Annotated in this window: 20 protein-coding genes; 11 read left to right on the top strand and 9 right to left on the bottom strand. The window is 45.0% G+C overall.

All coding sequences use genetic code 11. The annotated features are described in order from the left end of the window. The first annotated feature begins 7 nt into the window (after positions 1 to 7). Positions 8 to 574, top strand: coding sequence for a putative glycolipid-binding domain-containing protein (locus LT679_RS17705; RefSeq protein ID WP_232179004.1), 567 nt, complete (start codon positions 8 to 10; stop codon positions 572 to 574). Here the strand turns inward: LT679_RS17705 and LT679_RS17700 are convergent. Further along, complete coding sequence (locus LT679_RS17700; protein ID WP_232179003.1) at positions 568 to 1755, bottom strand: anhydro-N-acetylmuramic acid kinase; 1188 nt, start codon at positions 1753 to 1755, stop codon at positions 568 to 570. The two genes, LT679_RS17705 and LT679_RS17700, sit on opposite strands and share 7 nt — an antisense overlap. A 72-nt stretch (positions 1756 to 1827) precedes the next feature. Here LT679_RS17700 and LT679_RS17695 point away from each other — a divergent pair, with 72 nt between their 5' ends. Continuing rightward, a complete protein-coding gene (locus LT679_RS17695) occupies positions 1828 to 2913 on the top strand; it encodes an acyltransferase family protein (protein ID WP_232179002.1) in 1086 nt (361 codons plus the stop codon). 211 nt (positions 2914 to 3124) lie between these two features. On the opposite strand, the gene LT679_RS17690 is transcribed toward LT679_RS17695, so the two are convergent. Next, positions 3125 to 6457 (bottom strand): vitamin B12-dependent ribonucleotide reductase, encoded by a 3333-nt coding sequence (locus LT679_RS17690; RefSeq protein ID WP_232179001.1) that lies wholly within the window; start codon positions 6455 to 6457, stop codon positions 3125 to 3127. A gap of 306 nt (positions 6458 to 6763) precedes the next feature. On the opposite strand from LT679_RS17690, the gene LT679_RS17685 reads away from it, so the two are divergent. Both LT679_RS17685 and LT679_RS17680 read left to right on the top strand, forming a co-directional pair. Continuing rightward, positions 6764 to 7261 carry a thioredoxin family protein gene (locus LT679_RS17685; protein WP_232179000.1) on the top strand — a complete coding sequence of 166 codons (498 nt, stop codon included), beginning with the start codon at positions 6764 to 6766 and terminating at the stop codon, positions 7259 to 7261. 90 nt (positions 7262 to 7351) lie between these two features. Beyond that, positions 7352 to 8917 carry a M28 family metallopeptidase gene (locus tag LT679_RS17680; RefSeq protein WP_232178999.1) on the top strand — a complete coding sequence of 522 codons (1566 nt, stop codon included), beginning with the start codon at positions 7352 to 7354 and terminating at the stop codon, positions 8915 to 8917. Positions 8918 to 9165: 248 nt separating this feature from the next. Here the strand turns inward: LT679_RS17680 and LT679_RS18660 are convergent, their stop codons facing one another. Both LT679_RS18660 and LT679_RS17675 read right to left on the bottom strand, forming a co-directional pair. After that, positions 9166 to 9294, bottom strand: coding sequence for a hypothetical protein (locus LT679_RS18660; RefSeq protein WP_262909336.1), 129 nt, complete (start codon positions 9292 to 9294; stop codon positions 9166 to 9168). A gap of 252 nt (positions 9295 to 9546) precedes the next feature. Next, complete coding sequence (locus LT679_RS17675) at positions 9547 to 10947, bottom strand: MBL fold metallo-hydrolase RNA specificity domain-containing protein (RefSeq protein ID WP_232178998.1); 1401 nt, start codon at positions 10945 to 10947, stop codon at positions 9547 to 9549. Between the two features lie 126 nt (positions 10948 to 11073). Here LT679_RS17675 and LT679_RS17670 point away from each other — a divergent pair, with 126 nt between their 5' ends. From LT679_RS17670 to LT679_RS17655, 4 genes are all read left to right on the top strand, one after another. Then, entirely contained in the window at positions 11074 to 11544 is a 471-nt protein-coding gene (locus LT679_RS17670; RefSeq protein ID WP_232178997.1) for a hypothetical protein, read from the top strand. A 6-nt stretch (positions 11545 to 11550) separates the two neighbouring features. Beyond that, entirely contained in the window at positions 11551 to 11919 is a 369-nt protein-coding gene (locus LT679_RS17665) for a BlaI/MecI/CopY family transcriptional regulator (protein WP_232178996.1), read from the top strand. Positions 11920 to 11924: 5 nt separating this feature from the next. Further along, positions 11925 to 13610, top strand: a complete 1686-nt coding sequence (locus LT679_RS17660) for a M56 family metallopeptidase (RefSeq protein ID WP_232178995.1) — start codon at positions 11925 to 11927, stop codon at positions 13608 to 13610. 103 nt (positions 13611 to 13713) lie between these two features. Next, on the top strand, positions 13714 to 14511 hold the full coding sequence (locus LT679_RS17655; protein WP_232178994.1) for a hypothetical protein: 798 nt from the start codon (positions 13714 to 13716) through the stop codon (positions 14509 to 14511). Here the strand turns inward: LT679_RS17655 and LT679_RS17650 are convergent. Continuing rightward, positions 14501 to 16060 (bottom strand): glycoside hydrolase family 10 protein, encoded by a 1560-nt coding sequence (locus LT679_RS17650; RefSeq protein ID WP_232178993.1) that lies wholly within the window; start codon positions 16058 to 16060, stop codon positions 14501 to 14503. The genes LT679_RS17655 and LT679_RS17650 overlap by 11 nt on opposite strands. 239 nt (positions 16061 to 16299) lie before the next feature. On the opposite strand from LT679_RS17650, the gene LT679_RS17645 reads away from it, so the two are divergent. After that, positions 16300 to 17211 (top strand): kinetochore Spc7 family protein, encoded by a 912-nt coding sequence (locus LT679_RS17645; RefSeq protein ID WP_232178992.1) that lies wholly within the window; start codon positions 16300 to 16302, stop codon positions 17209 to 17211. Positions 17212 to 17292: 81 nt separating this feature from the next. Here LT679_RS17645 and LT679_RS17640 read toward each other — a convergent pair whose 3' ends face one another. The 4 genes from LT679_RS17640 to LT679_RS17625 all read right to left on the bottom strand — a co-directional run bounded on the left by LT679_RS17640 (position 17293) and on the right by LT679_RS17625 (position 23154). Continuing rightward, positions 17293 to 21039, bottom strand: coding sequence for a sensor histidine kinase (locus tag LT679_RS17640; protein ID WP_232178991.1), 3747 nt, complete (start codon positions 21037 to 21039; stop codon positions 17293 to 17295). 69 nt (positions 21040 to 21108) lie between these two features. After that, positions 21109 to 21993, bottom strand: coding sequence for an ACP S-malonyltransferase (fabD, locus tag LT679_RS17635; RefSeq protein WP_232178990.1), 885 nt, complete (start codon positions 21991 to 21993; stop codon positions 21109 to 21111). Positions 21994 to 22089: 96 nt separating this feature from the next. Beyond that, a complete protein-coding gene (gene folE / locus LT679_RS17630) occupies positions 22090 to 22728 on the bottom strand; it encodes a GTP cyclohydrolase I FolE (protein ID WP_232178989.1) in 639 nt (212 codons plus the stop codon). Between the two features lie 9 nt (positions 22729 to 22737). Next, a complete protein-coding gene (locus LT679_RS17625) occupies positions 22738 to 23154 on the bottom strand; it encodes a 6-pyruvoyl trahydropterin synthase family protein (RefSeq protein ID WP_232179058.1) in 417 nt (138 codons plus the stop codon). Between the two features lie 14 nt (positions 23155 to 23168). Between LT679_RS17625 and mqnB the strand changes: the two genes are divergently transcribed. Next, on the top strand, positions 23169 to 23906 hold the full coding sequence (gene mqnB / locus LT679_RS17620) for a futalosine hydrolase (RefSeq protein WP_232178988.1): 738 nt from the start codon (positions 23169 to 23171) through the stop codon (positions 23904 to 23906). Between the two features lie 13 nt (positions 23907 to 23919). Further along, on the top strand, positions 23920 to 24789 hold the full coding sequence (locus LT679_RS17615) for a menaquinone biosynthesis family protein (protein WP_232178987.1): 870 nt from the start codon (positions 23920 to 23922) through the stop codon (positions 24787 to 24789). Positions 24790 to 24798 lie beyond the last annotated feature (9 nt).

The following is a 24798-nucleotide window of genomic DNA, read 5'->3' as shown; positions in this document are numbered from 1 at the left end:
ATTAAACATGAAAGAGAAAGTGGTTATATGGAAGCGCCTTGCAGACTACAAATCGGTGGAGCATTGTTTGGTTACGGCATCAGCTACAGATATTACCGTATCATCAGCCATTGCCGGTACGGTAGATGAGCGGGCTTTTGAAATCAACTACTCTTTACTGCTTGATAGCAGCTGGATTGCCAAAGAAGTTTATATCGAATATATCATCGACGGGAGTCCGCAAAGCTGGCACTATGTCAATATTGCCGGCGGCTGGCTCGGCGGTAATGATGCTCAGCCCCTGCATTGCGATTGTATTGACGTTGATATAAGCGTTACGCCTTTTACCAATAGCCTGCCTGTTAATCGTCTTAATATAAAACCCGGCCAATCTGCGCAAATTGAAGTGCTGTATTTTGATGTAATGGCGCGGAACGTATTTACAACTAAGCAAGCTTATACGTGCATTGATGAGCAGACCTATAAATTTGAGGTAGCAGATGGTAGTTTTACAGCTGAGCTTACCGTTGATAGTGATGGTATGGTAACCAATTATCCCGGCCTGTTTGAACGTATGTATAGCTATACTCAATAAGGAAAGCTGAATTTTCCCATCAAAACCGCCGGGTTATTACCGATAGCAATAGGTTCTCCGCCCAAGGCTTCGTTACCTAAAAGCGCGAATAATATAGCTTCCTTTGCATCCGGATTAATACCCAGCACGTTTGTATTTGATATTTTTGACTCAGGAAGACGTTTTTTCAAATAGTTAATAACGGCCGGATTACTTGCTCCTCCGCCACTTACGTAAATGTTTACGTAAGTACTTACGTATTTACTTACGAATTGTGCGATGCTTTCCGCAGTGTAGGCTGTTAGGGTGGCAATCAGGTCAGCCGGTTTTATTTCATGAGCTTTTAAGGTGGATATTACCTGTTCAACAAACGCAAGGTTAAACACCTCTGGTCCTGTGGTTTTAGGTAACCCTTGTTCAAAGAAAGCATGCTGTAACAGCGCATTTAATAAGGTCTCATCTACGATTCCGGACAGGGCAATCGCGCCGTCCTTATCATACGGTTGATCAAAGTGTTTTTTGCAAGCGGCATCAATCAACGTGTTACCGGGGCCAATATCGGTACTAAACACTTCGCTCAAATTTTGCGAAGCAGGTAGCCAGGTAGCGTTGGCTATGCCACCTATGTTCAGTAACAACCGGCCTTCACCTGCTTTGCTGCCTAATAACACATCGCCGTATAAAGCAAGTGGCGCGCCCTCGCCGCCGCCTGCAATATGCTTTTGCCTAAAATCACTGATGGTAATGATGCCTGTCTTTACTGCTATATGGTCGCCGTCGCCTATCTGCAAGGTGGCGTCCGGGTAACCGGTTCTATTATGTTGCCTTGCAGGTGCGTGATAGATGGTTTGGCCGTGGCTGGCAATGTAATCAACTTCGGCAGGGTTTATTTTCCATTCATCAAACGCTTGCAATATCAATTCAGCATGATAGCGGCCTATCCGGGCGTTCAATAGGGTGAGCAGCTCAAGATCGGCCTGCCTTTTAGCGAACACCTGTCTTATTTCGCTTTTAAATTTATCGTTATAGGGAATGGTTACAAAGTTCAACAATTCAAACTGCGTTTGCATACTATGCCCGGTAAATCGGCACAGGGCAATATCCAGTCCATCCAGCGACGTGCCCGACATCAGGCCTACGCCCACACGATTATCTTTTTGGGCGATGTTGAATAATTGCTGCAAGTTGCGATTAAGTGCCATGTTCAATCAAAGTTATTACAATCGGCGTTTTTAATTGCTATAATTTTTTATGTTTGAGAATAAACTATTTAGATGGACCAGCCTGTTTCAAAACGCCTTTTATCGCTTGATGTTTTTCGTGGCGCTACTGTTGCCGCCATGATACTGGTTAACAACCCCGGCACCTGGGAGCATATTTATGCTCCGCTTGAACATTCCAAATGGAATGGCTGCACACCAACCGATCTCATCTTCCCGTTTTTCCTGTTCATCGTAGGCGTATCTATCGTTTTTGCGATGGAAAGTAAAAAAGCGGATCCGGCCAATCATGGTAAAATGATACTGACGGCCTTTCGCCGCATGGCGGTGCTGATTATAATCAGCCTGGGCACACACTTGCTTTTCCATCCGGGCCTGGCTACCATGCGTATACCGGGAGTATTACAGCGCATTGCAGTGGTATTTTTCATCTGTACCATACTCTATATTAAAACCTCACAGCGTACGCGCGATTGGGTTTTCGCATTATCGCTGATCGGCTATTATATCATCATGTGCTTTGTGCCGGTTCCAGGCCATGGCCCGGCCAACCTGGAGCCCGAAACAAACATGGGTGCCTGGCTGGATCGTTTAGTATTTACCGAAAACCATTTATGGAGCCAGGCGCGCACCTGGGATCCGGAGGGCTTGCTGGGTACCTTACCTGCCATTGGCACAGGCTTATTCGGTATAAGGGTAGGCTCGTGGCTTAAGCAAAAAGGTGCCGAGGACAGTGTTAAGGTAACCTGGATGCTGACTTACGGCGTTGCTGCTGTAGTACTGGCGCTTGTTTGGGATATGTTCTTCCCAATTAATAAAGCCTTGTGGACAAGCTCATTCGTGTTATATACCGGCGGTCTGGCAACCATCGCCCTCGCAATTAGTTATTGGTTGATTGATGTAAACGGCCGTAAGCGTTTCACCGCCTTTTTTATTCCGTTTGGTGTGAACGCTATAACCGCCTATATACTTTCCATGTACATACCACATTATTTGGGCAAGCTCAATTTATACCAGTTATGGTTTGAGCCTTACCTATCACCATTAAACGCTTCGTTGGCAATGGCCTTGTTTTGGGTGCTGCTTATTTGGATTATTATGTGGGTGTTGTATAAGCGGAAGATTATTATTAAGGTATAATATACCCAATTCTTGTTGTAAATGAAAAGTGCTTAAAAATACTAATTCACAAATCGCCAACTATTGCTAAGTAATCTTTTTGGGAAAGATTAGAAAGGTAAAAAAGCCCTGCAAGCTTTACGCAGGCAGGGCTTTGGTGTATAATTAACTATTATAGAGGGCTGAAAGCTTTAGGCCAAGCCCTTTGCTTTCAGCGTTATCTATTGCTTTGTTAAGAGCAACCCATAGAGTTACCGCAGTTTAAACACTTGTAGCAGGTGCCCGAACGTACCGTGGTATGGCCGCAAACGTTACAGCTTGGCGCATCGCTTTGTACACCCATGCTCAGGTCAACTGATAGTTGCGGCTTAGCGCCGCCCTTGCTCTCGGTAGCGGTTACCGCTTTAGCCGGCTCAGGTGTGTACACGTTGGTTTCGTCGGTATTGTAATCGCTGTCGTCAAAACCGTGGCCAACTACCGCTTTATCTTCGGTAATTACGTGCACCAGGTCGGTACGGTTAAGGTACTCGTAACCCAGCATCCTGAAGATGTAGTCGATTATAGAAGTAGCGCTCTTGATGTTAGCGTGGCCCATTACCATACCTGCCGGTTCAAAGCGGGTAAAGGTAAATTTCTCCACGTATTCCTCCAGCGGCACACCGTACTGCAAACCAACTGATACAGCAATGGCAAAACAGTTCATCAGCGAGCGGAAGGTTGCGCCCTCTTTGTGCATATCCACGAATATCTCCCCTAATGTACCATCCTCATATTCACCTGTGCGAACAAATACCGTTTGCCCGTCAACACTGGCTTTTTGCGTATAGCCGCGGCGTTTAAACGGCAGATTTTTCTTCTGCACCACGCGCGATAGCTGGCGCATAAAGCGGGTATCTTTTGATTTTTCGATGATGGCCATCGCGGCTTCCAAAACCTGGTCGGCAGTAAGGTCGCTCAGCTTCACGTTGGCAGCTTCGCCCAATACTTCCTCAACAGATTCAAGAGATTCTTCGGCCTCTTCCTTAACGTCAGATTTGGTGGAAAGCGGTTGCGATAATTTACAACCATCACGGTAAAGCGCATTAGCCTTTAGGCCCAGTTTCCATGATAGCTCGTAGCAATCTTTTATCTCATCAACCTTAGCCTCGTTTGGCAGGTTAATGGTTTTTGATATAGCACCTGATAAGAAAGGCTGAGCGGCAGCCATCATTTTGATGTGGCCATGCGCGTGGATGTAACGCTCGCCTTTAGCGCCGCATTTGTTAGCGCAATCAAATATCGGGTAGTGCTCCTCTTTAAGGTAAGGGGCGCCCTCAATGGTCATGGTACCGCAAACGTATTCGTTAGCCTCGGCAATTTGCTTTTTGTTAAAACCTAAAGCGCGCAGCAGGTTAAAATCAGGCGCGTTGTATTGTTCGGCGGTAAAACCAAGGCGCTTGATAGCTTCTTCACCCAATGTCCAGATGTTGAACGCGAATGATATTTCGAAAGCAGATACAACCGCTTTGTCCAGTTTCTCCAGTTCAGTATCGGTAAGGCCTTTTGCCTTCAGGCTCTCCAGGTTAATATGCGGTGCGCCTTTAAGCGTAGCGGCACCTTTGGCATAGTTTACAATAGCGGTAATTTCGTGCTCTTTGTAACCCAGGTTCTGCAAAGCCTCCGGCACGGCCTGGTTAATGATCTTAAAGTAACCACCACCTGATAGTTTTTTGAATTTAACCAGCGCGAAGTCGGGCTCGATACCGGTCGTATCACAATCCATCACCAAACCAATGGTACCTGTTGGCGCAATAACAGTAGTTTGCGCGTTGCGGTAACCGTATTTCTCGCCCATTTCAACGGCCTTATCCCAGGCGTTGCAAGCAGCAGAAAGCAGGTAATCCGGACAAACCTTCTGGTCAATTCCCGGAGGCAGTATCTCCAGGCCTTCGTAGTTCTCGGTTGAATTGTATGCCGCGTAGCGGTGGTTGCGCATTACACGCAACATGTGTTGTTTATTATCCTCGTAACGGCGGAAGGTACCCAGCTCACGGGCCAGCTCGGCCGATGTAGCGTATGCAGTACCCGTCATGATAGCGGTGATCGCGCCGCCAATAGCACGGGCTTTATCACTATCGTAAGGGATGCCATTCACCATTAAGGCCGAACCCAGGTTGGCATAACCTAAACCAAGCGTGCGGTAGTCGTATGATAATTCGGCAACTTCTTTTGACGGGAATTGCGCCATCAGTACGGAAATTTCCAATACTACTGTCCATATACGGCAGGCGTGCTCGTAGCCTTTTACATCAAACACACGGGTTTCCTTGTTAAAGAAATGCGCCAGGTTGATGGAGGCCAGGTTACATGCGGTGTTATCCAAAAACATGTACTCTGAACATGGATTTGACGCGTTGATGCGACCACCTTCAGGACAGGTATGCCACTCGTTGATGGTGGTATCATACTGTACACCCGGATCGGCACAGGCCCAGGCCGCGAAAGCGATATCATCCCATAATTTTTGTGAGGATATTGATTTTACGGTTTTACCATTCATACGGCCAACAAGATCCCAGTTTTTACCTTCGTTTAGCGCGTGGAAAAAACTGTTAGGGATACGTACCGAGTTGTTTGAGTTTTGGCCTGACACGGTGCGGTAAGCCTCGCCTTCGTAATCAGATGAATAACCGGCGGCAATAAGCGCGGCCACTTTTTTCTCTTCCTCAACCTTCCAGTTTACAAATCCTTCAATTTCAGGATGATCCAGGTCAAGGCAAACCATTTTGGCCGCGCGGCGTGTTGTACCGCCCGATTTGATGGCACCTGCCGCCCTATCGCCAATTTTAAGGAACGACATCAGGCCTGATGAATAACCACCGCCTGATAATTTTTCGTTCTCGCCACGAATTTTAGAAAAGTTAGTACCAACACCAGAGCCGTATTTGAAGATACGCGCCTCACGTACCCAAAGATCCATAATGCCGCCTTCGTTCACCAGGTCATCATCAACAGATAGAATGAAACAGGCGTGCGGCTGCGGGCGCTCATAAGCCGAGGTTGATTTGGTTAGCGTTTCGGTAACCGGGTCAATATAATAATGCCCCTGTGGTTTACCGGTAATGCCGTATGAGGTATGTAAACCTGTATTGAACCATTGCGGAGAGTTTGGCGCCGCCAGTTGCCCGGTAATGGTATAAACTATCTCGTCGTAAAATACCTGCGCATCCTGTGGGGTAGCGAAGTAGCCGTAGCGGCTACCCCATTCCTTCCAGCAGTTGGCCATACGGTGTGCAACCTGTTTAATGCTTTTTTCGGAACCTAAAGTACCGTCGACCTGCGGAACACCTGCTTTACGGAAATATTTTTGAGCCAAAATATCAGTTGCCACCTGCGACCACGATGCCGGCACTTCAACGTCATTCATCTCGAACACCGCATCGCCTGATGGATTGCGGATAACTGATGAACGCTTTTCATATTTAAACAAGTCGAACACAGGCGTACCTTCTGTGGTAAAATACCTGCTGAATTTCAACCCTTTGCCGCCTGATGCTGCTGATTTTTTTGGAATGTTTTTGCCCATAGCTAATAATATTATTGATCTGTCAGTTTTAACTTTATGATTTAGTGTGTCAGTAAGAAATCTATAAGAGTTTTTAATCAAATTTACCCTCGAGAGGAGTTGCACACAATTTGAGTTTTCCACATATCAACAAGGCAGTGCACTCCTTTTGATAAACCCTACCGTAGGAAATTAAAATATCGGCATTTCGCGATGTGGAAAACTAAAAATTCATCTCTTTTTAAGGTAGTATTAACAATTTTTACTATATAAAATTGATTACCTTTTGTTTTAAAAAACTACATTTATTTTTAAAAAACTAACACCATGAAAAAACTGCTTTTTATACTGCTTTTCGCGGTATCTGCTACTATAGTAAACGCGCAGGATACGGCCAAATTGTATAACCCCAATGCTGACGCCAAACAACAGATAAGCCTTGCTGTAAAACAAGCCGCCAAAGAACACAAAAATGTATTATTACAAATAGGTGGTAACTGGTGCATATGGTGCTTAAGGTTTAACGATTTGGTAACCAAGTATGCCGACCTGAATAAATATCTGAACGAGAACTACGTAACCGTGCATTTGAACTACAGCAAGGAAAACATGAATGAAGAAGCCCTTGCTTCGCTGGGTTATCCGCAACGTTTCGGCTTTCCGGTGTTTTTAATATTGGATGGTAAGGGCATCCGCCTGCACACGCAAAACTCAGGTTACCTGGAAGAAGGCAACGGGCATAGCAAAGCCAAGGTGATGGAATTTCTTCAGGGATGGTCGCCTGCCGCGCTTGACCCGAAGAGCTACGCCAAAAAAGCCAAGTAATAACATGCGCTTAACCTGTAACAACATTGTTAAAGCGCTTCAGCTTAAAAATAAATAGTTTTGGTATCAAACTGACTGACGTATAAAAATATGAAACGAAAACTACTTATTCCGGGCTTGTTATTAACAGCCCTTGCATCCGGCGCGTTTGCGCAGGAGAAAGTTGACGCTGCCATGGTGCAAAAAATCCGTGAGGAAGGCCTGCAGCGCTCAAAAGTAATGGAAACCGCTTTTTATCTTACAGATGTATCGGGTCCGCGTTTGGCTGCATCGCCGGGTTTAAAACGGGCACAAAACTGGGCGGTAAGCCAGCTTACTAAATGGGGACTGGTTAATGCCAAGCGTGAGCCATGGGGTAAATTTGGCAAAGGTTGGGAAGTGCAAAAAAACTATGCCGCCATTACCGTGCCTTACTATCATGCCATCATCGCCATACCAAAAGCCTGGACGCCCGGTACTAACGGACCTATTAAAAGCGAAGTAGTACTTATTAAAGCGGATACTACAACCGATCTGGATAAATACAAAGGCAAGCTGCAAGGCAAAGTGGTGATATTTGATGTAGCCACTACCCTTAAACCAGGCTTTACCGCCGATGCCGAGCGTTATGCCGACAGCACCTTAACCAAAATGGCTGATGCTAAACCGCAAGGCCCACGCCAGCAGCGCCCGGCTAACTTTGCCAACTCGCCGCAGTTTGCCGCTATGCGCCGTGCAAGAGCAATGCGTACCGCCATTAATGAGTTTTTAAAGACTGAAAATGTTGGCCTCATACTAAGTATGGCACGCGGCACCGATGGTACGGTATTTACCACCAACGGCGCATCATATGCTGATACTGCCAAAGCCGTTGCTCCTGAGCTGGAAACCAGCGGAGAGGATTACCTGCGCATTCTGCGTCTGATAAAAGGCGGACAGAAGGTAGAGCTTGAGGCTGATATCAAGACCCAGTTCTTTACTGAGGATATGCAGGAGTACAATGTAATTGCTGAAATTCCGGGTACGGACAAAAAATTGAAAGAGCAGGTAGTAATGCTTGGCGGTCACCTTGACTCATGGCATGCCGCTACCGGCGCTACAGATAACGCCGCAGGCAGCGCCGTAATGATGGAGGCTATGCGTATATTAAAAGCGGTTGGCTTTAAACCGAAACGTACCATTCGCATTGCCTTATGGAGTGCTGAGGAACAAGGCTTACATGGCTCACGTAACTACGTGCTTAACCACCTTGGCGATCCTAAAACGATGGAGCTGAAACCTGATCAGAAAAAAATATCAGCCTACTATAACCTGGATAATGGTACCGGTAAAATACGCGGCATTTACCTGCAGGGTGATAGTGCCGCCGGACCGATTTTCAAGGCATGGCTTGATCCGTTTAAAGATTTGGGCGCAGGCACAGTTACCGTTGGCAATACCGGTGGTACCGACCACCTGGCGTTTGACGCGGTAGGCATCCCGGGCTTCCAGTTTATTCAGGACCCATTGGATTATGGCACACGTACCCACCATACCAACCAGGACACTTACGACCGCCTGGTTGAGGACGACCTGAAACAAGCCGCTACCATCGTAGCATCGTTTGTTTACCATACCGCCCAGCGTGCCGATATGATTCCGCGCAAAGAGCAACCCAAACCACAGGGAACGAACTAATTCTTCTTTATATAAACAGGAAGAGCCGCGTAATTGCGGCTCTTCCTGTTTTATCAGCTTTCTTTTGAGAAGTTCTTGTCCTAAACTTCTTTTGAGCGATCAAAAGAAGCAAAACTCGCCGGCTGTTTAATTTTCTTTTAAAGGCAGTGCATCAACCTGCTACCCGAAAATTAAGAGGCCGGAGAAATAGGTTATGATTGGTTTGTGCTTATTAACCGTTTGTAATGTAACCATAAAAAGCACAAACCTTAAATAACCAATCCGACCGGTATCAGTAATGCCCGGAGCAGCACAAGCCTTGCCAAGGTAGAACCTTTCACCGGGCAGGACGTAGCCGGCAGGTTATTCGCTGCTGTTTGTTTTTCTATGGTGCTCATGAGATCGCTACGCTAAGTCTTCTTTGGTTACTTTCTTTTGTCTGCACAAACGAAAGTGACAACCACTAACAATAAGTAAAGCACATCCTGGTGCTCATTAGCACAGGTAAAAGTAAAACCCAATCGCCCTGTTAATGAACACAGGCAGATCTCTCACTATCGTTCCGGAGGACAAAATGCATTATATATCTTTAAAGAATATTCTCCGCCGTATTAAGCCCCTCTCCTTCAGGAGAGGGGTTGGGGTGAGGCTTACAAATCTACCCTACTATGCTGATACGGTATTTCCACATACTTAAACCCTTTTTCTTTTAGCCTTTCAGCAAATTTTTTCTGCACATCATACTCACCATGCACCAGGAAAAGTTTTTTAACCTGTGCGGGATCCTGGCAGGATATAAAGTGTAGCAGGTCTTCATAATCGCCGTGGGCGCTCATTGATTTTATTACTTCTACATCGGCATTCACCTGGTACTGGTCGCCAAAAATGTACACGTCGCGGTCGCCGCGCATCAGGTGTCCACCTAAAGAATTGGGTTCGCAATAACCTACGATCAGTATGGTGTTTTTTTGGTTATTGATGTTGTTTTTAATATGATGCTTTACCCGTCCGGCTTCGGCCATGCCAGATGAAGAGATAATAACACACGGGCGCGGATCATCATTCAGCGCTACCGACTCCTCTGTTGATTCAATAAACCGTAAGCCTTTGAACGCGAACGGATCGGCATCCACCTTCATCACCTCTTTAACTTCCTTATTATATACCTCGGGGTGATCCTTTAGCACCTGCGTAGCCTGCAGCGATAGCGGACTATCTACATAATAAGGCACATCAGGCAATACGCCACGTAGCTCCAGCGCATTTAAGGCATATAATAACTCCTGCGTACGGCCCACGCTGAATGCTGGAATAATTACCTTACCCTTTTTGCGTTCGCAGGTGTTGCGTATCACCTCCAGCAGGGCATCCTCAATCGGGCCGATATCCTTATGCAGCGAATCGCCATAGGTTGATTCCAGCAAAATATAATCTGCCTGCGGGAAAGTTTGCGGGCTTTTAAGCAACAGGTCGCCGTAACGCCCAACATCGCCGCTAAAGCTTATGCGGGTTTCCTTTCCGTCTTCCAGTATAGTTAAATGTACGGCGGCGCTGCCCACTACGTGACCGGCATCAGTCAGGGTAAATTTTATCCGGGGCGATATCTCGCATTCTTCATTATACTCAACCACTTTAAACTGCCGCATGGCGGCCATGGCGTCATCTTCGGTATATAGCGGCTCTATAGGTTTTTGCCCTTTGCGCGTACGCTGGCGGTTACTGTATTCGGCATCCTGCGTTTGTATGCGTGCCGAATCCATCAGCAATATGCGGGCGAGGTTCATGGTTGGCGGGGTACAGTATATCGGGCCGCTAAAACCCTCGGCAATAAGGCGCGGTATTAATCCGCAATGGTCAATATGCGCGTGCGAAAGGATCATGTAATCCAGCTTTTGGGGGTTAAAGCCAAAATGTTCGTTCATATCGTCAGTATGTTCGCCCAAACCCTGAAACATGCCACAATCAAGTAATAACGATGTACCGTCGTTAAGTTCAATATAATGTTTGCTGCCCGTAACGTTACGTGCAGCGCCGTGAAAAACTATATGCATTGGTGTTATAAATAGATTTGCGATTACAACCATTAACAACGAGAAAAAGTTTAATTATAAAAATAACTAAATTTTTAGTTGCAAATTTCAAAAACAACTAATACCTTAGTTTTAAATTATAGGCCGATGAAATTTATTGCTTTAATAACAGTGCTCCTGCTGCCGTTTGCGGCACTGGCCCAATCAAAGGCCTTAACCTTTGAAGATGCCGCCGCGCAAGGGCTTACTGTTGCACGGTTAGACGAACAATACAATAGCGCGCTGCATACCGATACTACCAAAGCGACTTTCAGCGGCACCCGTCAGCAGGATTTTTATAAAGCATACGTAGCCATGCTTACCGAGCTTGCCGCATATTTAAAAGATAACGGCTTTACCTGGGGCCAACCTACCCGCATTGTTCACCGTATATATTTTGAACCGGATGGTAAAATAGATTACTACCTTGTAAACCTGAAAGCGCTTGAGAACGATCAGCCTAAAAAAGAAAAGTTTGTAGCTTTATTAAATTCATTTATACAATACCACAAAATAAATATAACCGCTGATAAAAAGTTTGCGCAATGCGGACCGGCTATTTATCAGGATAAGAAATAGAAAAATATGGAAATTAAAGAGTTAACACGAGCCGAAGAGCAAATAATGCAGGTATTATGGCAATTGAAAAAAGGATATGTGAAGGATGTAATTGAGCTGTTACCAGAGCCTAAACCTGCTTACAACACCGTATCAACCATCATCAGGATATTAGAGACTAAGGGCTTTGTAGGACATACCGCCTTCGGTAAAAGCCACGAATATCACCCGGTGATCAGTAAGGAGCAATACCAGGACTTCGCATCCGACAAGTTGTTGAGTGGTTATTTCAACAACTCGGTTAACAGCATGCTCTCATTTTTTGTAAAAAAGGAAAAAATAAACCTCAAAGAGGCCGACGAGATAATGAAACTGATTGAAAAACTAAAAAAATAAAAGTTATGACCTGGTGGCAATATTTAATCCTGGCAAACCTGTATTTAGGCTTATTTTACGGGTTTTATGCGCTGTTGCTTCGTAAAGAAACATTTTTTCAGCTTAATCGTGTGTACCTGGTAGCATCGGCAATACTGTCGTTTTTACTACCGCTTATACAAGCAAACTGGGTACAAAACCTGTTTATAACACAGCAGGTAAAAATGGTTATTTACAACGCGCCGGTAATTGCACTGCAATATACAGGTACCGAGAATGAGATCATCAGCATCGGGCATGTTATTGCTTACACTTACCTGGCGGGGTTGCTGGCATTCGCCATCAGGTTTACCTGGCAGCTGGCCAGTTTGCAAAGGCTCATCAGTAAACATACGGCGGGCGCCTACTCCTTCTTTAAAAAAGTACAGGTAAGCGGCGAACTGTCAGAACATGAAGTTGTATCGGCACATGAGCATGTACACGCCCGCCAGTGGCACTCGGCAGATGTTATGCTGATCGAGCTCATCAGTATTATCAACTGGTTTAACCCGGTGGTGTACCTCTACCGCAAAGCCGTTAAACATACCCATGAATTTATAGCCGACCGCCAGGTTATTGATGCTGGCGCAGATAAAGCAGGTTACGCCATGCTCCTGCTTAACCAAACATTTAATGCACCGGTACACAATTTGGTTAATCCATTTTTTAATCACAGCCTATTAAAACAACGAATTATGATGTTACAAAAAAACAGGTCGCAGCGCGTTAAGCTGCTTAAATACGGCCTGTCAGCTCCGCTATTTGTGTTGATGCTTATCCTGTCATCAGCCACAATAAACGATAATAAAACCGTAAAGGCTATCAACAAAACTGCCGAGACGGTGCTCGAAACTTCAGTTACTGAAGTAGTTCCGAAAGAATATATCAGCATTGAAGAGCCTGCCAAGCAACAGCCTGAACAAACAGTAAAGGAAATTGAAATTGTAGAGCCAGCATTACCTAAAGCGCAATCAAAAATAACAGAGATCCAGATTGACACTGTGCCAAAAGGTAACAATGAAGTTTTTACTGCGGTTGAAACACATCCGCAGTTTCCGGGTGGCTTAAAAGCTTTTGGAACTTATCTGCAAACCAATATTAAATATCCGGCTGAGGATGTAAAAAATAAAGCTTCGGGAAGAGTGTTTGTGCAATTTATAGTTGAAAAAGACGGATCGTTAAGTAACCTGAACGTTCTGCGGGGTGTTTCAGCAACTATAAATGCTGAAGCGTTAAGAGTTTTAAAGGCTTCGCCTAAATGGAGCCCGGGCATGCAAAATGGCAAGCCGGTAAGAGTACAGTATACCGTGCCTATTGCCTTTAATTTACCTGCCGCTGATAACGCGGTTAAGGAAAGCGAAAAACAGGGCACTCTTATACCCGGCAATGGGGATGATGATGACAAACCACAGTTTAGCGGCCAAAAAATAAAAGGCAAGATTAATGACGTGGTTGTAATAGGCTACGGAAAAAGAGACACTTCAAAATTTGGGAATGTACTCAAGTTGAGGGGGACAGGTACAGACCTTAAAGGCGTAACCTATTATTTAAACGGAAAAGAAATGACCGAAAAAGAGATAAAAGAACTTGATCCGAACACTATAAAAAGTATTGATGTAGTTAAGGATGCATTAAAAAAAGAAGGTGGAAAAATTATGGTGACCACCAAATAAGTCAGTTAATAGTTTGCACTAAACCTAAATTCGCATTAAAGGCCACCTATTTACCAATGGGTGGCTTTTTGTTTCCGGCGCATTTGGTAGCTTTGTGTTACCTATGGAAAAGCAACTGCATATACTTAACGGCGACGCCATGCTGCATGGCTTTAACGGTACCGGGCTTGATGGCGACGTGCTGGTTTGGCGCGAAATTTTATCAGAAGGTCCGGTTATCGAAGACATATCATCCGCCAGATTTTGGGAGTTGCGGTCGGCATGGATATATACCCAGTTTAATGCACCATCAGAGGAATATCAAACCAAAATTATTGACGAAGTTGCCAAGCTCAGCTTTCCGTACGCCGAGATAACGCTTTGGTTTGAGTATGACCTGCATTGCCAGGTAAACCTGCTCGGCATCTTAAATTTACTGCGTCTGCACGCTGATTTAAATGAGCAAAACATTTACCTGGTTTGCCCTTCGGAGTATCCCGGTAAACCTGACTTTAAAGGATTGGGAGAACTCAACGGTACCGAGTTGGATTATTTATATGACAACACAAGGTTACAGCTCACCGAGTATGACATGACCTTAGCCGCCGAAGCCTGGACAGCCTATTGCACCAGCGATGCCCCAAAAATTGAAGTTTTCATCGAAAACACTCCGTTTTGGGCTAACATGAGCTTATTAAAACCCGCGTTTGAAGCACACCTCAAGCGCTTACAAACCAATGAGCAGGGCCTGAACTATATTGAACAGCAACTATTGCGGATTTATAACAGCGGCATTACTGATAACGCAGGCATATACAAAGCGTTTTGGGCAAATAACGATATTTACGGCATGGGCGATTCCGCCATTGACTTATACTTGAAAAACCTGCAGCATAAAGGATTGATCAGCTTTAATTGCTAACCGCAACGGCCGGCGACCGCTCGCTTTCATTTTTTATGCGGTCAATAGCCGTTATAATGTATAGGTAATGCCGACCCTTCTGTGCATTGTTATCGTCGTAAAAAAGGTCGGTGTTATATTTTATGCTGATGATGTTTTTGGGGTCGTTGATATCGGTACGCTCACCTTCTTCAAACCGATAGATCACGTAGCCGTATATCGGCTCATTATCGCGTGCGGTTGTAGGTTCCTGCCAGCTTAAGCGCACGCCCCTGCCTGTTTCTTTAACCATCAGATTTCGCGGCACATTAGGCGCAACAGAATCCAGCCAAAGCATAGGTGGCGGCAATGCCGGATAACGGTAATACGTATTACGCAGCGAATCGGCAATGCCAAGCGGGTTACTGATGAGTGAATTCGAACTGAAATAAACACTGCCCTGCACCCTCGGATTATTACGCAGGTAATTGATCTGGTTAGGCAATTCAGACGGGTTGCGGAAAGCGGCCGTCTTTCTTTCCAGCAAACGGTAGGGCGCCTGTCCGATATATAGATGCCGGTTATTCGTGTTATTGCTCCACCAGTCAGCCAGCTTATCAAAAGCTGCCGCTCGGTTACCTATAGGCCAGTATAATTGCGGGTTAATATAATCCAGCCAGCCTTCGCGTATCCATTTACGGCTATCAGCATATTGCTCGTAATAGGATGAACCGCCATTAGTTTCAGATCCCTCTGGATTCTGGTATTTATTAGCCCATATACCAAACGGACTGATGCCGAATTTCATGGATGGTTTATGCGCGTGTATGCTATCGCTCAGCATCTTTATCAATACGTCCACATTGTTGCGGCGCCAATCTTTTATATCCGTAAATCCGGTACCGTACTTTTCAAAGGCTTCCTGGTCATTTATGCGCTGGCCGGCGATAGGGTAAGGGTAAAAATAATCGTCGAGGTGAATGCCATCAACGTCATAATTATCTACCACGTTGAGCACTACGCGCACAATATATTCCCTAACCTCAGGTATGCCGGGGTTAAACAGCTTGATGCCGCCATAAGTAAAAAACCATTCAGGTTTTAATCGGGTAATATGGTCGCTGGCAACAGCATTAAAGTTCTTATCAAAAGTTGCCCGGTATGGGTTAAACCAGGCGTGTAGTTCCATACCACGCTTATGCGCCTCGGTTACGGCAAACTCCAGCGGGTCGTAATTAGGCGAGGGGGCCTTACCCTGCTGCCCGGTAAGATATTTTGACCATGGCTCAAAGCTTTTGGCATAAAGCGCATCGGCGGCCGGGCGCACCTGTAGCATTACCGCGTTAATACCTGTAGCATGATGCTCATCAAGCAGGTTAAGAAGCTCCGTTTTTTGTTTCTCCGGTAAAGCGCGCGAACTGCTTGGCCAGTCAATATTAACAACAGTGGCTATCCAAACGCCCCTAAACTCGCGTTTGGGTTCGGGTTTGTAGTTATCGGTTATCTCAAGCTCCTGCACAGGCTGTGCATACACACGTAAACCCGACAGCACCAGCAAAATATATAATACAGCAACGGAGTAGATACGCATCAAAAAACGGTTTATCAATTAATCTGCAAAGATATAAACTGCATAGGTAGAGTTTTATTATTATACATAATAAATCGGCCAATTTTGTGTTTTAAGCTTATTGTACTTAATTTAGCGGATAAGCAATACCCGTAAAAACGGGTATTGAACGTCGTAATGTTACAATAAGACACTAAGTAATAGTTACATGCCAAGCTACAGGCCTGCGCGGCGGGCCAAGCCTTAAACTAACTTAATTTATGGAGAACCCTTCTGAAAAACCAGTAAAAAAGAATTCGAACGTTATTTATTTTTTGATCATAGTTGTGATTGCATTGCTGGGTACTGATGTGTACCTGTACCTGCAAAAAAACAAGTCGGACACGAGGGTGGTGTACATCAATGATGAAAAGACAAGATTAAAAACTGAACTGGACAGCCTTGAGGCGCAAATTGAGCTGGTGAACAGCGCTAAAACGAAAATGTCGGCAGAGTTGCAGGCTAAAAATGATTCGCTGCAATCCAAAATCCGCGTTTTAAGGGCCGAACTTGCCAAAGGCAAACTATCAGCCGCTGAACTGGCAAAGGCACGCGAAGATGTTAAACAACTTCGTTATTTTGTCACCAAATACACTGCGGATATCGAGGAGCTTAAAAAACAGAACTCCTCATTACTAACCGAGCGCGATACGCTTAAATCAAACCTGGCCGTTGCTACCGAAAAGGCATCAACGCTGGAGAAACAAAACCAGGAGCTAAACACCAAAGTACAACAAGCCGCCGCGTTAAAATTATCAGCTGCTGAAATTGTAGCTTACAAAGTAAAAGATAACGGCAAAGAGTCAGACGTTAGCAAGGCAAAATCGGCCAAAAAGTTCAAGATTAACTTTACGCTGGTACCTAACGGCGTTGCGGCCAAAGCATTGCACGATGTTTACGTACGTGTATTGGACCCTACCGGCAACCTGATCACTTCAGCCGATGCAGGCAGCTTTACCGCTGATGACCAGGAGATGCAATACAGCTACAAAACCGCTATTGATTTCAGGGATGATGGCAGCGCTTACACCATTGATTGGGTAAACCCTTCGCCATTCCAAAAAGGCACCTATACGGTTATGCTTTATTCAGATGGATTCAGCATGGGCAAAAGCAGCATTACACTGAAATAACTTATAAGCAATACTATAAAAAGGGAAGGCCTCGTCAACTAACGAGGCCTTCCCTTTTTATAGTATAATTTGTCATCCCGACTATTCGTTTGCATCTGCCGCAGGCAGGCTGAAGTAAAACGTTGTGCCTACGTTAAGTTCAGTTTCAAACCAAACCTTTCCACCGGCATTTTCTATGGAGTTTTTGATGAATGCCAGGCCTAAACCGGTACCCGAGCTCTTGGTTGTAAAGTTAGGCTCAAATATCTTTTCGCGCATGTTTTCGGGTATGCCATTACCGTTGTCCTTAATGCTCAGCAAAATATTTTTACTGGTGATCAAATAGTTCAGGTCTATCACGCCATTCCTATCGGGCGGGGTGGCTTCAATAGCATTTTTAAGCAGATTGTTAAAGCAGCGCAGTAGCTGGTCGCGGTCAGCATTTATCATGAACGGCTCCTCCGGCGGTTGATAGTTTATGGTCAGATTATCCATCTGCTTAAAAATGATTACAGCCTGGTTAAGCACTTCAAAAAGGTTCAGCTTTACCATTTTAGTATCAGGCATTTTTGCAAAGGCCGAGAACTCCGAGGCGATGGACGACAAACTCTCTATCTGCTCCACAAACGACTTACTGAAGCGCTCAAATTTCTGATCAAACTTAGGGTCCTTATCTTTCCATGATTTATCCAGCAATTGCAAACCCAGCTTTAATGGGGTTAGCGGGTTTTTGATCTCATGAGCAACCTGCTTGGCCATTTCGCGCCAGGCGCTTTCCCTTTCAGATTGTGCCAGCTTTTGCGCGCTGTTCTCTAAAGCGGCTATCATTTTATTATATTCTTTTACCAGTGCGCCTATCTCATCATCACGATCCCATTTAATAGGCTCGTTCTTTTTGCCATAAATTATACGGCTCAGGCTAGTCTGAATAAAGTTAAGCGGTGCGGTAATTTGCCTTGCAATGATAACCGCCAGCAAACCTATAGCTATGAAAACAAGGGCGTAAACGTTAATCATGGCGTTTAGCAGGGCACCAACCTGGGTTTTGTAATCAACCTCGTTTGAAAAATAAGGCAATTGCAAATAGGCCACCGTTTGTTGCTTGTTGTTTTTAAGCGGCGCGTAAACTGATTTATAATTTAAGTCGCCTATCTGTTCATCATTCACATACTCCGACTTCTGGAACCTGCTCATGTAAATAAACGCCCTGGCATTCATGCGCCTTACATGCAGCCCATATTCATATATTTTAGGCTGCGTGCTTATAAGTGGTATGCCTTGCAGGTTAAACAAGGTCAGGTCGGCAGAATAGGTATTGGCCAGTTCATCAAAATCGCTAAGCTTTTCTTTGTTGATGTTATCAATGTACTTATTAAACTGCCCTTCTTCAAACGCTTCGGTTATACGGGCTATCTTGCCGCGAATCATTTCTTCCTGCTGCGAATTGTACTGGGTGCTAATGAACAGGAAGGTTATGAAGCCCACGATGATCAGCGTAAATACAACCGCCAGAATCATGGAAAACTGAATACGGGTTTTGTATAATATCTTATCAAAATTAATGCGGAAGCCCCATTTGATCCGGTTATCGCTGATATATAAAATGCGTATACGCAACCATAACCAGCGTATAAGTACAACCAGCAGGCTAAACAGCAATAACAACACAAAAAAGAAGGTAAGCGCTGTTACGCCGAAAAACAACGCGTTCTCGCTGCGGCTCACAACAATAACGTTGCGTTTAGATTGCTTAAATACCAAATGATTATGCCGCGAGAATGTGCGGTACCACTCCGGGTAAATGCTGTTGGTAGTTACAAACCGGTAAGTATTAACCGGCGTATCAAAGGTTTTGTTAACTACATCATACACATAGTTGCCGCTTTGTGCTACCAGGCGGGCATCGGTGTAAAAAGCATATGAATAGTTTTTAAAATCATCACTTTCACTCTTCACTCCTTCAACCAGCAGCTCAGGGAAAGCTCTTGGGTTATTTAATTTTTTTGACCGTAATTCAATAACGATACAACCTTTACGGACGCCCCCGTTACTTACCGGCATTACCGCAAAATAGTTTTGCGAGCCAAACGACTCGTTTTCCCGGTAAAAGTAGCGTGACACCTTGAAGGAGCTGTACATAACCAGATCCTTAAAAACGCTCAGCGAATAATTGGTATCTGTTGCCAGCGGCTTTTCGTTATTATCAAACTGATGTATACTGAGCTCATAACGCGAAAGCGTCCCGTCAAAATACAGCTTTTGCAAACGTGTTTTCAGTGCAGCCGCCTGCCCCGGCTGACCAAAAGCCTGTACTATTTGTGCATCTTTTAAAATCCGCTTTTCCAGCTTGCTCAATGATTCATTTACATTGGCATCATCAGGCACGAGCAGCTTTTTGATCAGCAGCTTGCGCTGGCCTATTTCTTTAATAGACTGAAAAGTATTCAATTCCAACGACGAAATAATGGCACCCACAAAAACCATTATAAGCAAAGGCACGGCAGACAAACGGCCATCAGCAAAGCGGTAATCATAAGCCCTGATGAATACCATAACACCCATTAGTAAAAAGAAGGCGTTAAAGTTATTCACCCAGGCATAAATAGCCGTAGCCGCAACAATCACCATTAAAAAAACAAAAGCTTTATGCGCGTTTGATATAGGCAGCTTTATGCAGATAGCCGCAAAGGCATCATTAATTAAATAAAATATCAGGAAGGCGAAACACAATACACCCAAACCTACTACACTCAAGCCGGTAAGGTTGAGTACGTTAGTTACATCAAAATTGATGTTTGAATTGATGACCAGCCCCCTAAAAAGCACCAGCAGCCAAGCTGATATGCCAACGATAAATGCAGAACAGCCCAGCAAAACCGCATAACTGCCGGCTCTGCTGCGAACGTTGTTTAGCAGATAATTACGGTTTACATAAATAAAGGCGGCCAGCCAGGTGGTGAACAGTATGTTGATACAAAAATCGCCAAGCGAGGGGAACAGGCTACTGGAAGCATAGTGCGCCGGATTGAACAGGTCCAGCTTAAACGTAAAATCGGGCCAGCAATAATACAGGTTAATAAACCGCAACGCGCTGATAAAGCAAGTGAGCAACACAATGGCAAGCAAAGCCCTGCCCTTGCGCGCAAGCTGCAGGCAAAAGTCATTCACCAGCAGGCAAAGCACTAAAAAGGCGAAGAACCATACCGTAAGTTCGGAATAGAAATATCGGCTGTTTACCGCATTGTCCTTTAGCTTAACACCAAAAAGATATTGTCCGCTTATGCTATGTACCGGGTAAAACTGCCGGTCGGTAAAATCGGCCAGATCTACAATATCATCATCATCTGTAAGCAGATCCTTGGTAAAACCATTACGCAGGTAATTATTCTGGAAGGCATAATTTATTTTTATCGGGAACAGGAAAATGGCCGAGAAAGCACCATCATCCTTACGTACAGCCTCGTAATATCCATTCGGTTGCTTAATAAATGACCGGCCGGGTTTTATACGCCCCGGGTTAGCAGGCAATACCTTAACGCCACTCCAAAATGACAGGCGGCTGCTATCAAGCGTTATAAACCATACGTGGTTTTTAACAGTATAATCTTTTATCAGCTTAAGTGAAAGCTGATCGTTTTTGCGGAGTTGCTTTAGCTCATTAAACTTTACCGAATCGTGCAGGATATCCTCAATAAAACTTTCCTTTTCGTGAATGTTATCCTCAAGTATACGGGCGGTTTGTTCAAGCGTGCGGCCCGGTGTATATGAATTAGGTAGTATAACGGCCGTTATAAATAAGCTTACGGTAAGCAAGGCCAGCAGCAAACGTATTTTAAACCTGTAACTCAATTCAGTATGTTTTTTGGCAGATAAATTTAAATAAAAATAAAGCCACTTGTGAGGTGGCTTTATTCTGTTTTAGGCTATGGTGGCACTTGCCGTGGCAACGCCCCTGTCAACCTTTTTAACAAGGCCCTGCAATACGTTACCCGGCCCTACTTCTGTAAACGACGTAGCTCCATCCTCAAGCATATGCTTAACCGTTTGCGTCCAGCGTACGGCGCCGGTAAGCTGGGCTATCAGGTTAGCTTTTATCTTTTCGGGATCGGTATACGGTTTGGCATCAATGTTTTGGTAGATTGGGCAAACCGGCGCCTGTATATTGGTAGCAACAATGGCGGCTTCCAGCTCAACACGGGCTGATTCCATTAGCGGTGAGTGGAAAGCGCCACCCACATTCAGTTTAAGCGCGCGTTTTGCACCGGCGGCGGTAAGTTTTTCGCAAGCGGCATCAACACCGGCTATGGTGCCTGATATTACCAGCTGGCCAGGGCAGTTATAATTTGCTGGCACAACCACATCGCTCACCTGCTGGCAAATGTCCTCAACTGTAAAATCATCCAGCCCCAGAATAGCGGCCATAGTTGATGGCTGCAGTTCGCAGGCTTTTTGCATAGCATTGGCACGAGCGGCAACTAATCGTAAACCATCATCAAAACTCAAAGCCCCGGCTGATACCAGCGCAGAGAACTCACCCAGTGAGTGACCGGCAACCATATCGGGCTTAAAGCTATCGCCTAAAACCTTGGCTAAAATTACTGAGTGTAAAAATATGGCGGGCTGCGTTACGCGGGTTTGTTTCAGATCCTCATCGGTACCGCTGAACATGATGTCGGTAATGCTGAAGCCTAAAATATCGTTAGCTTTTTCAAAAAGCGCGCGTGCTTCGTCTGATGTTTCGTAGAGGTCTTTACCCATACCTACAAACTGTGCGCCTTGTCCTGGAAAAATGTATGCGTTCATGATGTATTATATTAGTGAGTGGTGAATTGTGAGTTGTGAATCATGGGTGGTATAAAACTATTTTTACTCATTGCTCACTACTCACAACTTCCCAAATTAACTCAATCTCGATGAAATAAGATTTAAAAATTCGGTACGTGTTTTATCCTGCAAAAAGGCCCCTGTAAATGCTGATGTTGTGGTTACCGAGTTTTGCTTTTGTACGCCGCGCATGCTCATGCACATGTGGCGGCACTCAATTACCACGCCTACGCCAATTGGGTTAAGGGTTTGCTGTATGCAATCGCGTATCTCGTTTGTTAAACGCTCCTGCACCTGCAGGCGACGAGCGAATACATCTACTATGCGCGGTATCTTGCTCAGGCCAACTACATACCCATTAGGTATATAGGCAACATGCGCCTTGCCTAAAAACGGTAGCATATGGTGTTCGCACATCGAGTATACCTCAATATCCTTTACCACCACCATCTGGCTGTAATCTTCCTTAAACATGGCCGATTTCAGAATCTCCTCGGCGTTAAGGTCATAACCATGTGTTAGGTAAAGCATGGCTTTGGCCATACGTTCGGGGGTTTTCAGCAAGCCTTCGCGACCAGGATGCTCGCCTATCAGCTTTAGCACTTCATGGTAATGGCCTTTAAGGCTGTCTATCAAATCCGGGTTGTAGCGGTCAATTTTTTCGTAACCGTCAATGTCATCATCGCGGTCGGGTATGTGGCGGGTATTATCCATCAGTATATATTATTCGCCAAAGTACTCGGCGGAATTATTTTCAGTTTCGTGCAGGCGTACCGAGTGCAGAAATACACCCTCGTGTGCCTCAATAGGTGCCTTTAGCTGCTTAAATATTTCGATACACAGCAACTCGGTTGATGCCATTTTGCCCTGCATAAAGTCAACATCCTTGTTCAGGTTCTTGTGGTCAAGCTTTTCAACAACATATTCTTGAATAATGGCTTTCAGATCCTTCAGATCCATTAAATAACCGGTTGCGTAGCTTATTTCGCCTTTTATGGTTACAAAAAGGTTGTAGTTGTGGCCATGCCAGTTAGGGTTAGCGCACTTGCCAAATACCTCGGCATTTTTTTCTTCGCTCCACTCATCCCTGTACATGCGGTGAGCCGCGTTAAAATGTTCTCTGCGCGTTATATAAATCATCATAATAATTGTGGGTGCAAATATACAAAACAAAAACAGGCGAGTTGTTTTATATTAGCCATGATAATTATGCCATTATGCAGGTACTTATTGTAGCAGCCACACAGCCCGAAGTTGAGGGATTGATCTCTGATTTCGGATTTTCAATTTCGGACTCAGATAACAATCAACTGCTAACCGCAAACCGCCGACTACCAGCCGGAAGCAACTGCAACCTGCTTATCACGGGGGCGGGTATGGTGGCTACGGCATTCGCGCTGGGCAGGCATCTGGCAACAAATAAATATGATCTGATTATTAACCTCGGCATTGCCGGTAGTTTTAACCGTGACATTGCACTTGGCGCAGTATGCGAGATTACCGAAGATACTTTGGTGGAACTTGGGGCAGAGGATGATGGAACCTTTATAACCATTGATGATTTGGGTTTTGGCGAGAGCAGGTTTATAGCCAGTTATTCTTTACCGGCATCAATTAACATAAAAAAGGTGACTGCCGTTACCGTGAATACGGTGCATGGCAACGAGGCATCTATACAAAAATTAAGCAGCCGTGTAAATGCCGACCTTGAAAGCATGGAGGGGGCGGCTTTTTTTTACGCTTGTAAACAGGCAGGTGTGCCTTGCTTGCAGATCAGGTCAGTGTCAAATTACGTGGAGAAACGCAACCGGGCGGCATGGCAGATAGGGCCTGCCATTAAAAATCTGAATACATTTGCTGCCGAGTTGCTGGATGATCTGTTGAAAGATTAAAAATGTACTGACTATGAAACTAACCCTCGGATTTTCGCCCTGCCCTAATGATACCTTTATTTTTGATGCCCTTATTCACCATAAAATTGATACCGAAGGATTGGAGTTCGAGGTGTTTTATGATGACGTGGAAACACTCAACCAAAAGGCCTTTCGCGGCGAGTTGGATATTACCAAACTAAGCTACCATGCCTTTGCTTACGTGGCCGATAAATATGTATTGCTTGACAGTGGCAGCGCCCTTGGCTTTGGCGTTGGCCCGATGCTGATCTCGAAAAAGGACTATACCGCGGGTAACGATGTAGACGAGATCATTTTAAACCTCAAATCTCAAATCCCAAATCTCAAAATAGGTATTCCCGGGAAATACACTACCGCTAACTTTTTGTTAGGACTGGCTTTTCCGGAGGCTACTAACAAGCATGAGTTGGTTTTTAATGAAATTGAAGATGCTTTGTTGACCGAGAAGATAGACATTGGCCTCATTATCCACGAAAACCGCTTTACTTACCAGGATAAGGGCCTGAAAAAAATAATTGACCTCGGCGATTACTGGGAGAAAAAAACCGGCTGCCCTATACCGCTTGGCGGCATTGTGGCCAACCGTAACCTGCCTGCCGAGGTGCAGCATAAGGTAAACCGGGTGTTGCGCAAATCAGTAGAGTATGCTTTTGCCAATCCAAAGTCAGGACTGGAATTTATCCGCCAGCACGCGCAGGAAATGAGCGAGGAGGTAATGTACAAACACATTGAGCTGTACGTAAACAAATACTCAATTGAGTTGGGTGCGGAAGGTAAAAAAGCAATAAAGCTGATGTTCGATACCGCTAACGAAAAAAAGATTATCCCCGCTATTGAGGGCGGATTGTTCCTTAATCCATAAAACAAGAAT

Origin of the sequence: Mucilaginibacter roseus (genome assembly GCF_021215455.1) — a bacterium.
In the GTDB taxonomy this organism is placed as follows: domain Bacteria; phylum Bacteroidota; class Bacteroidia; order Sphingobacteriales; family Sphingobacteriaceae; genus Mucilaginibacter; species Mucilaginibacter roseus.
Note: the sequence above shows the minus strand (reverse complement) of the source record. Positions and strands in the feature narration are given on the sequence as shown.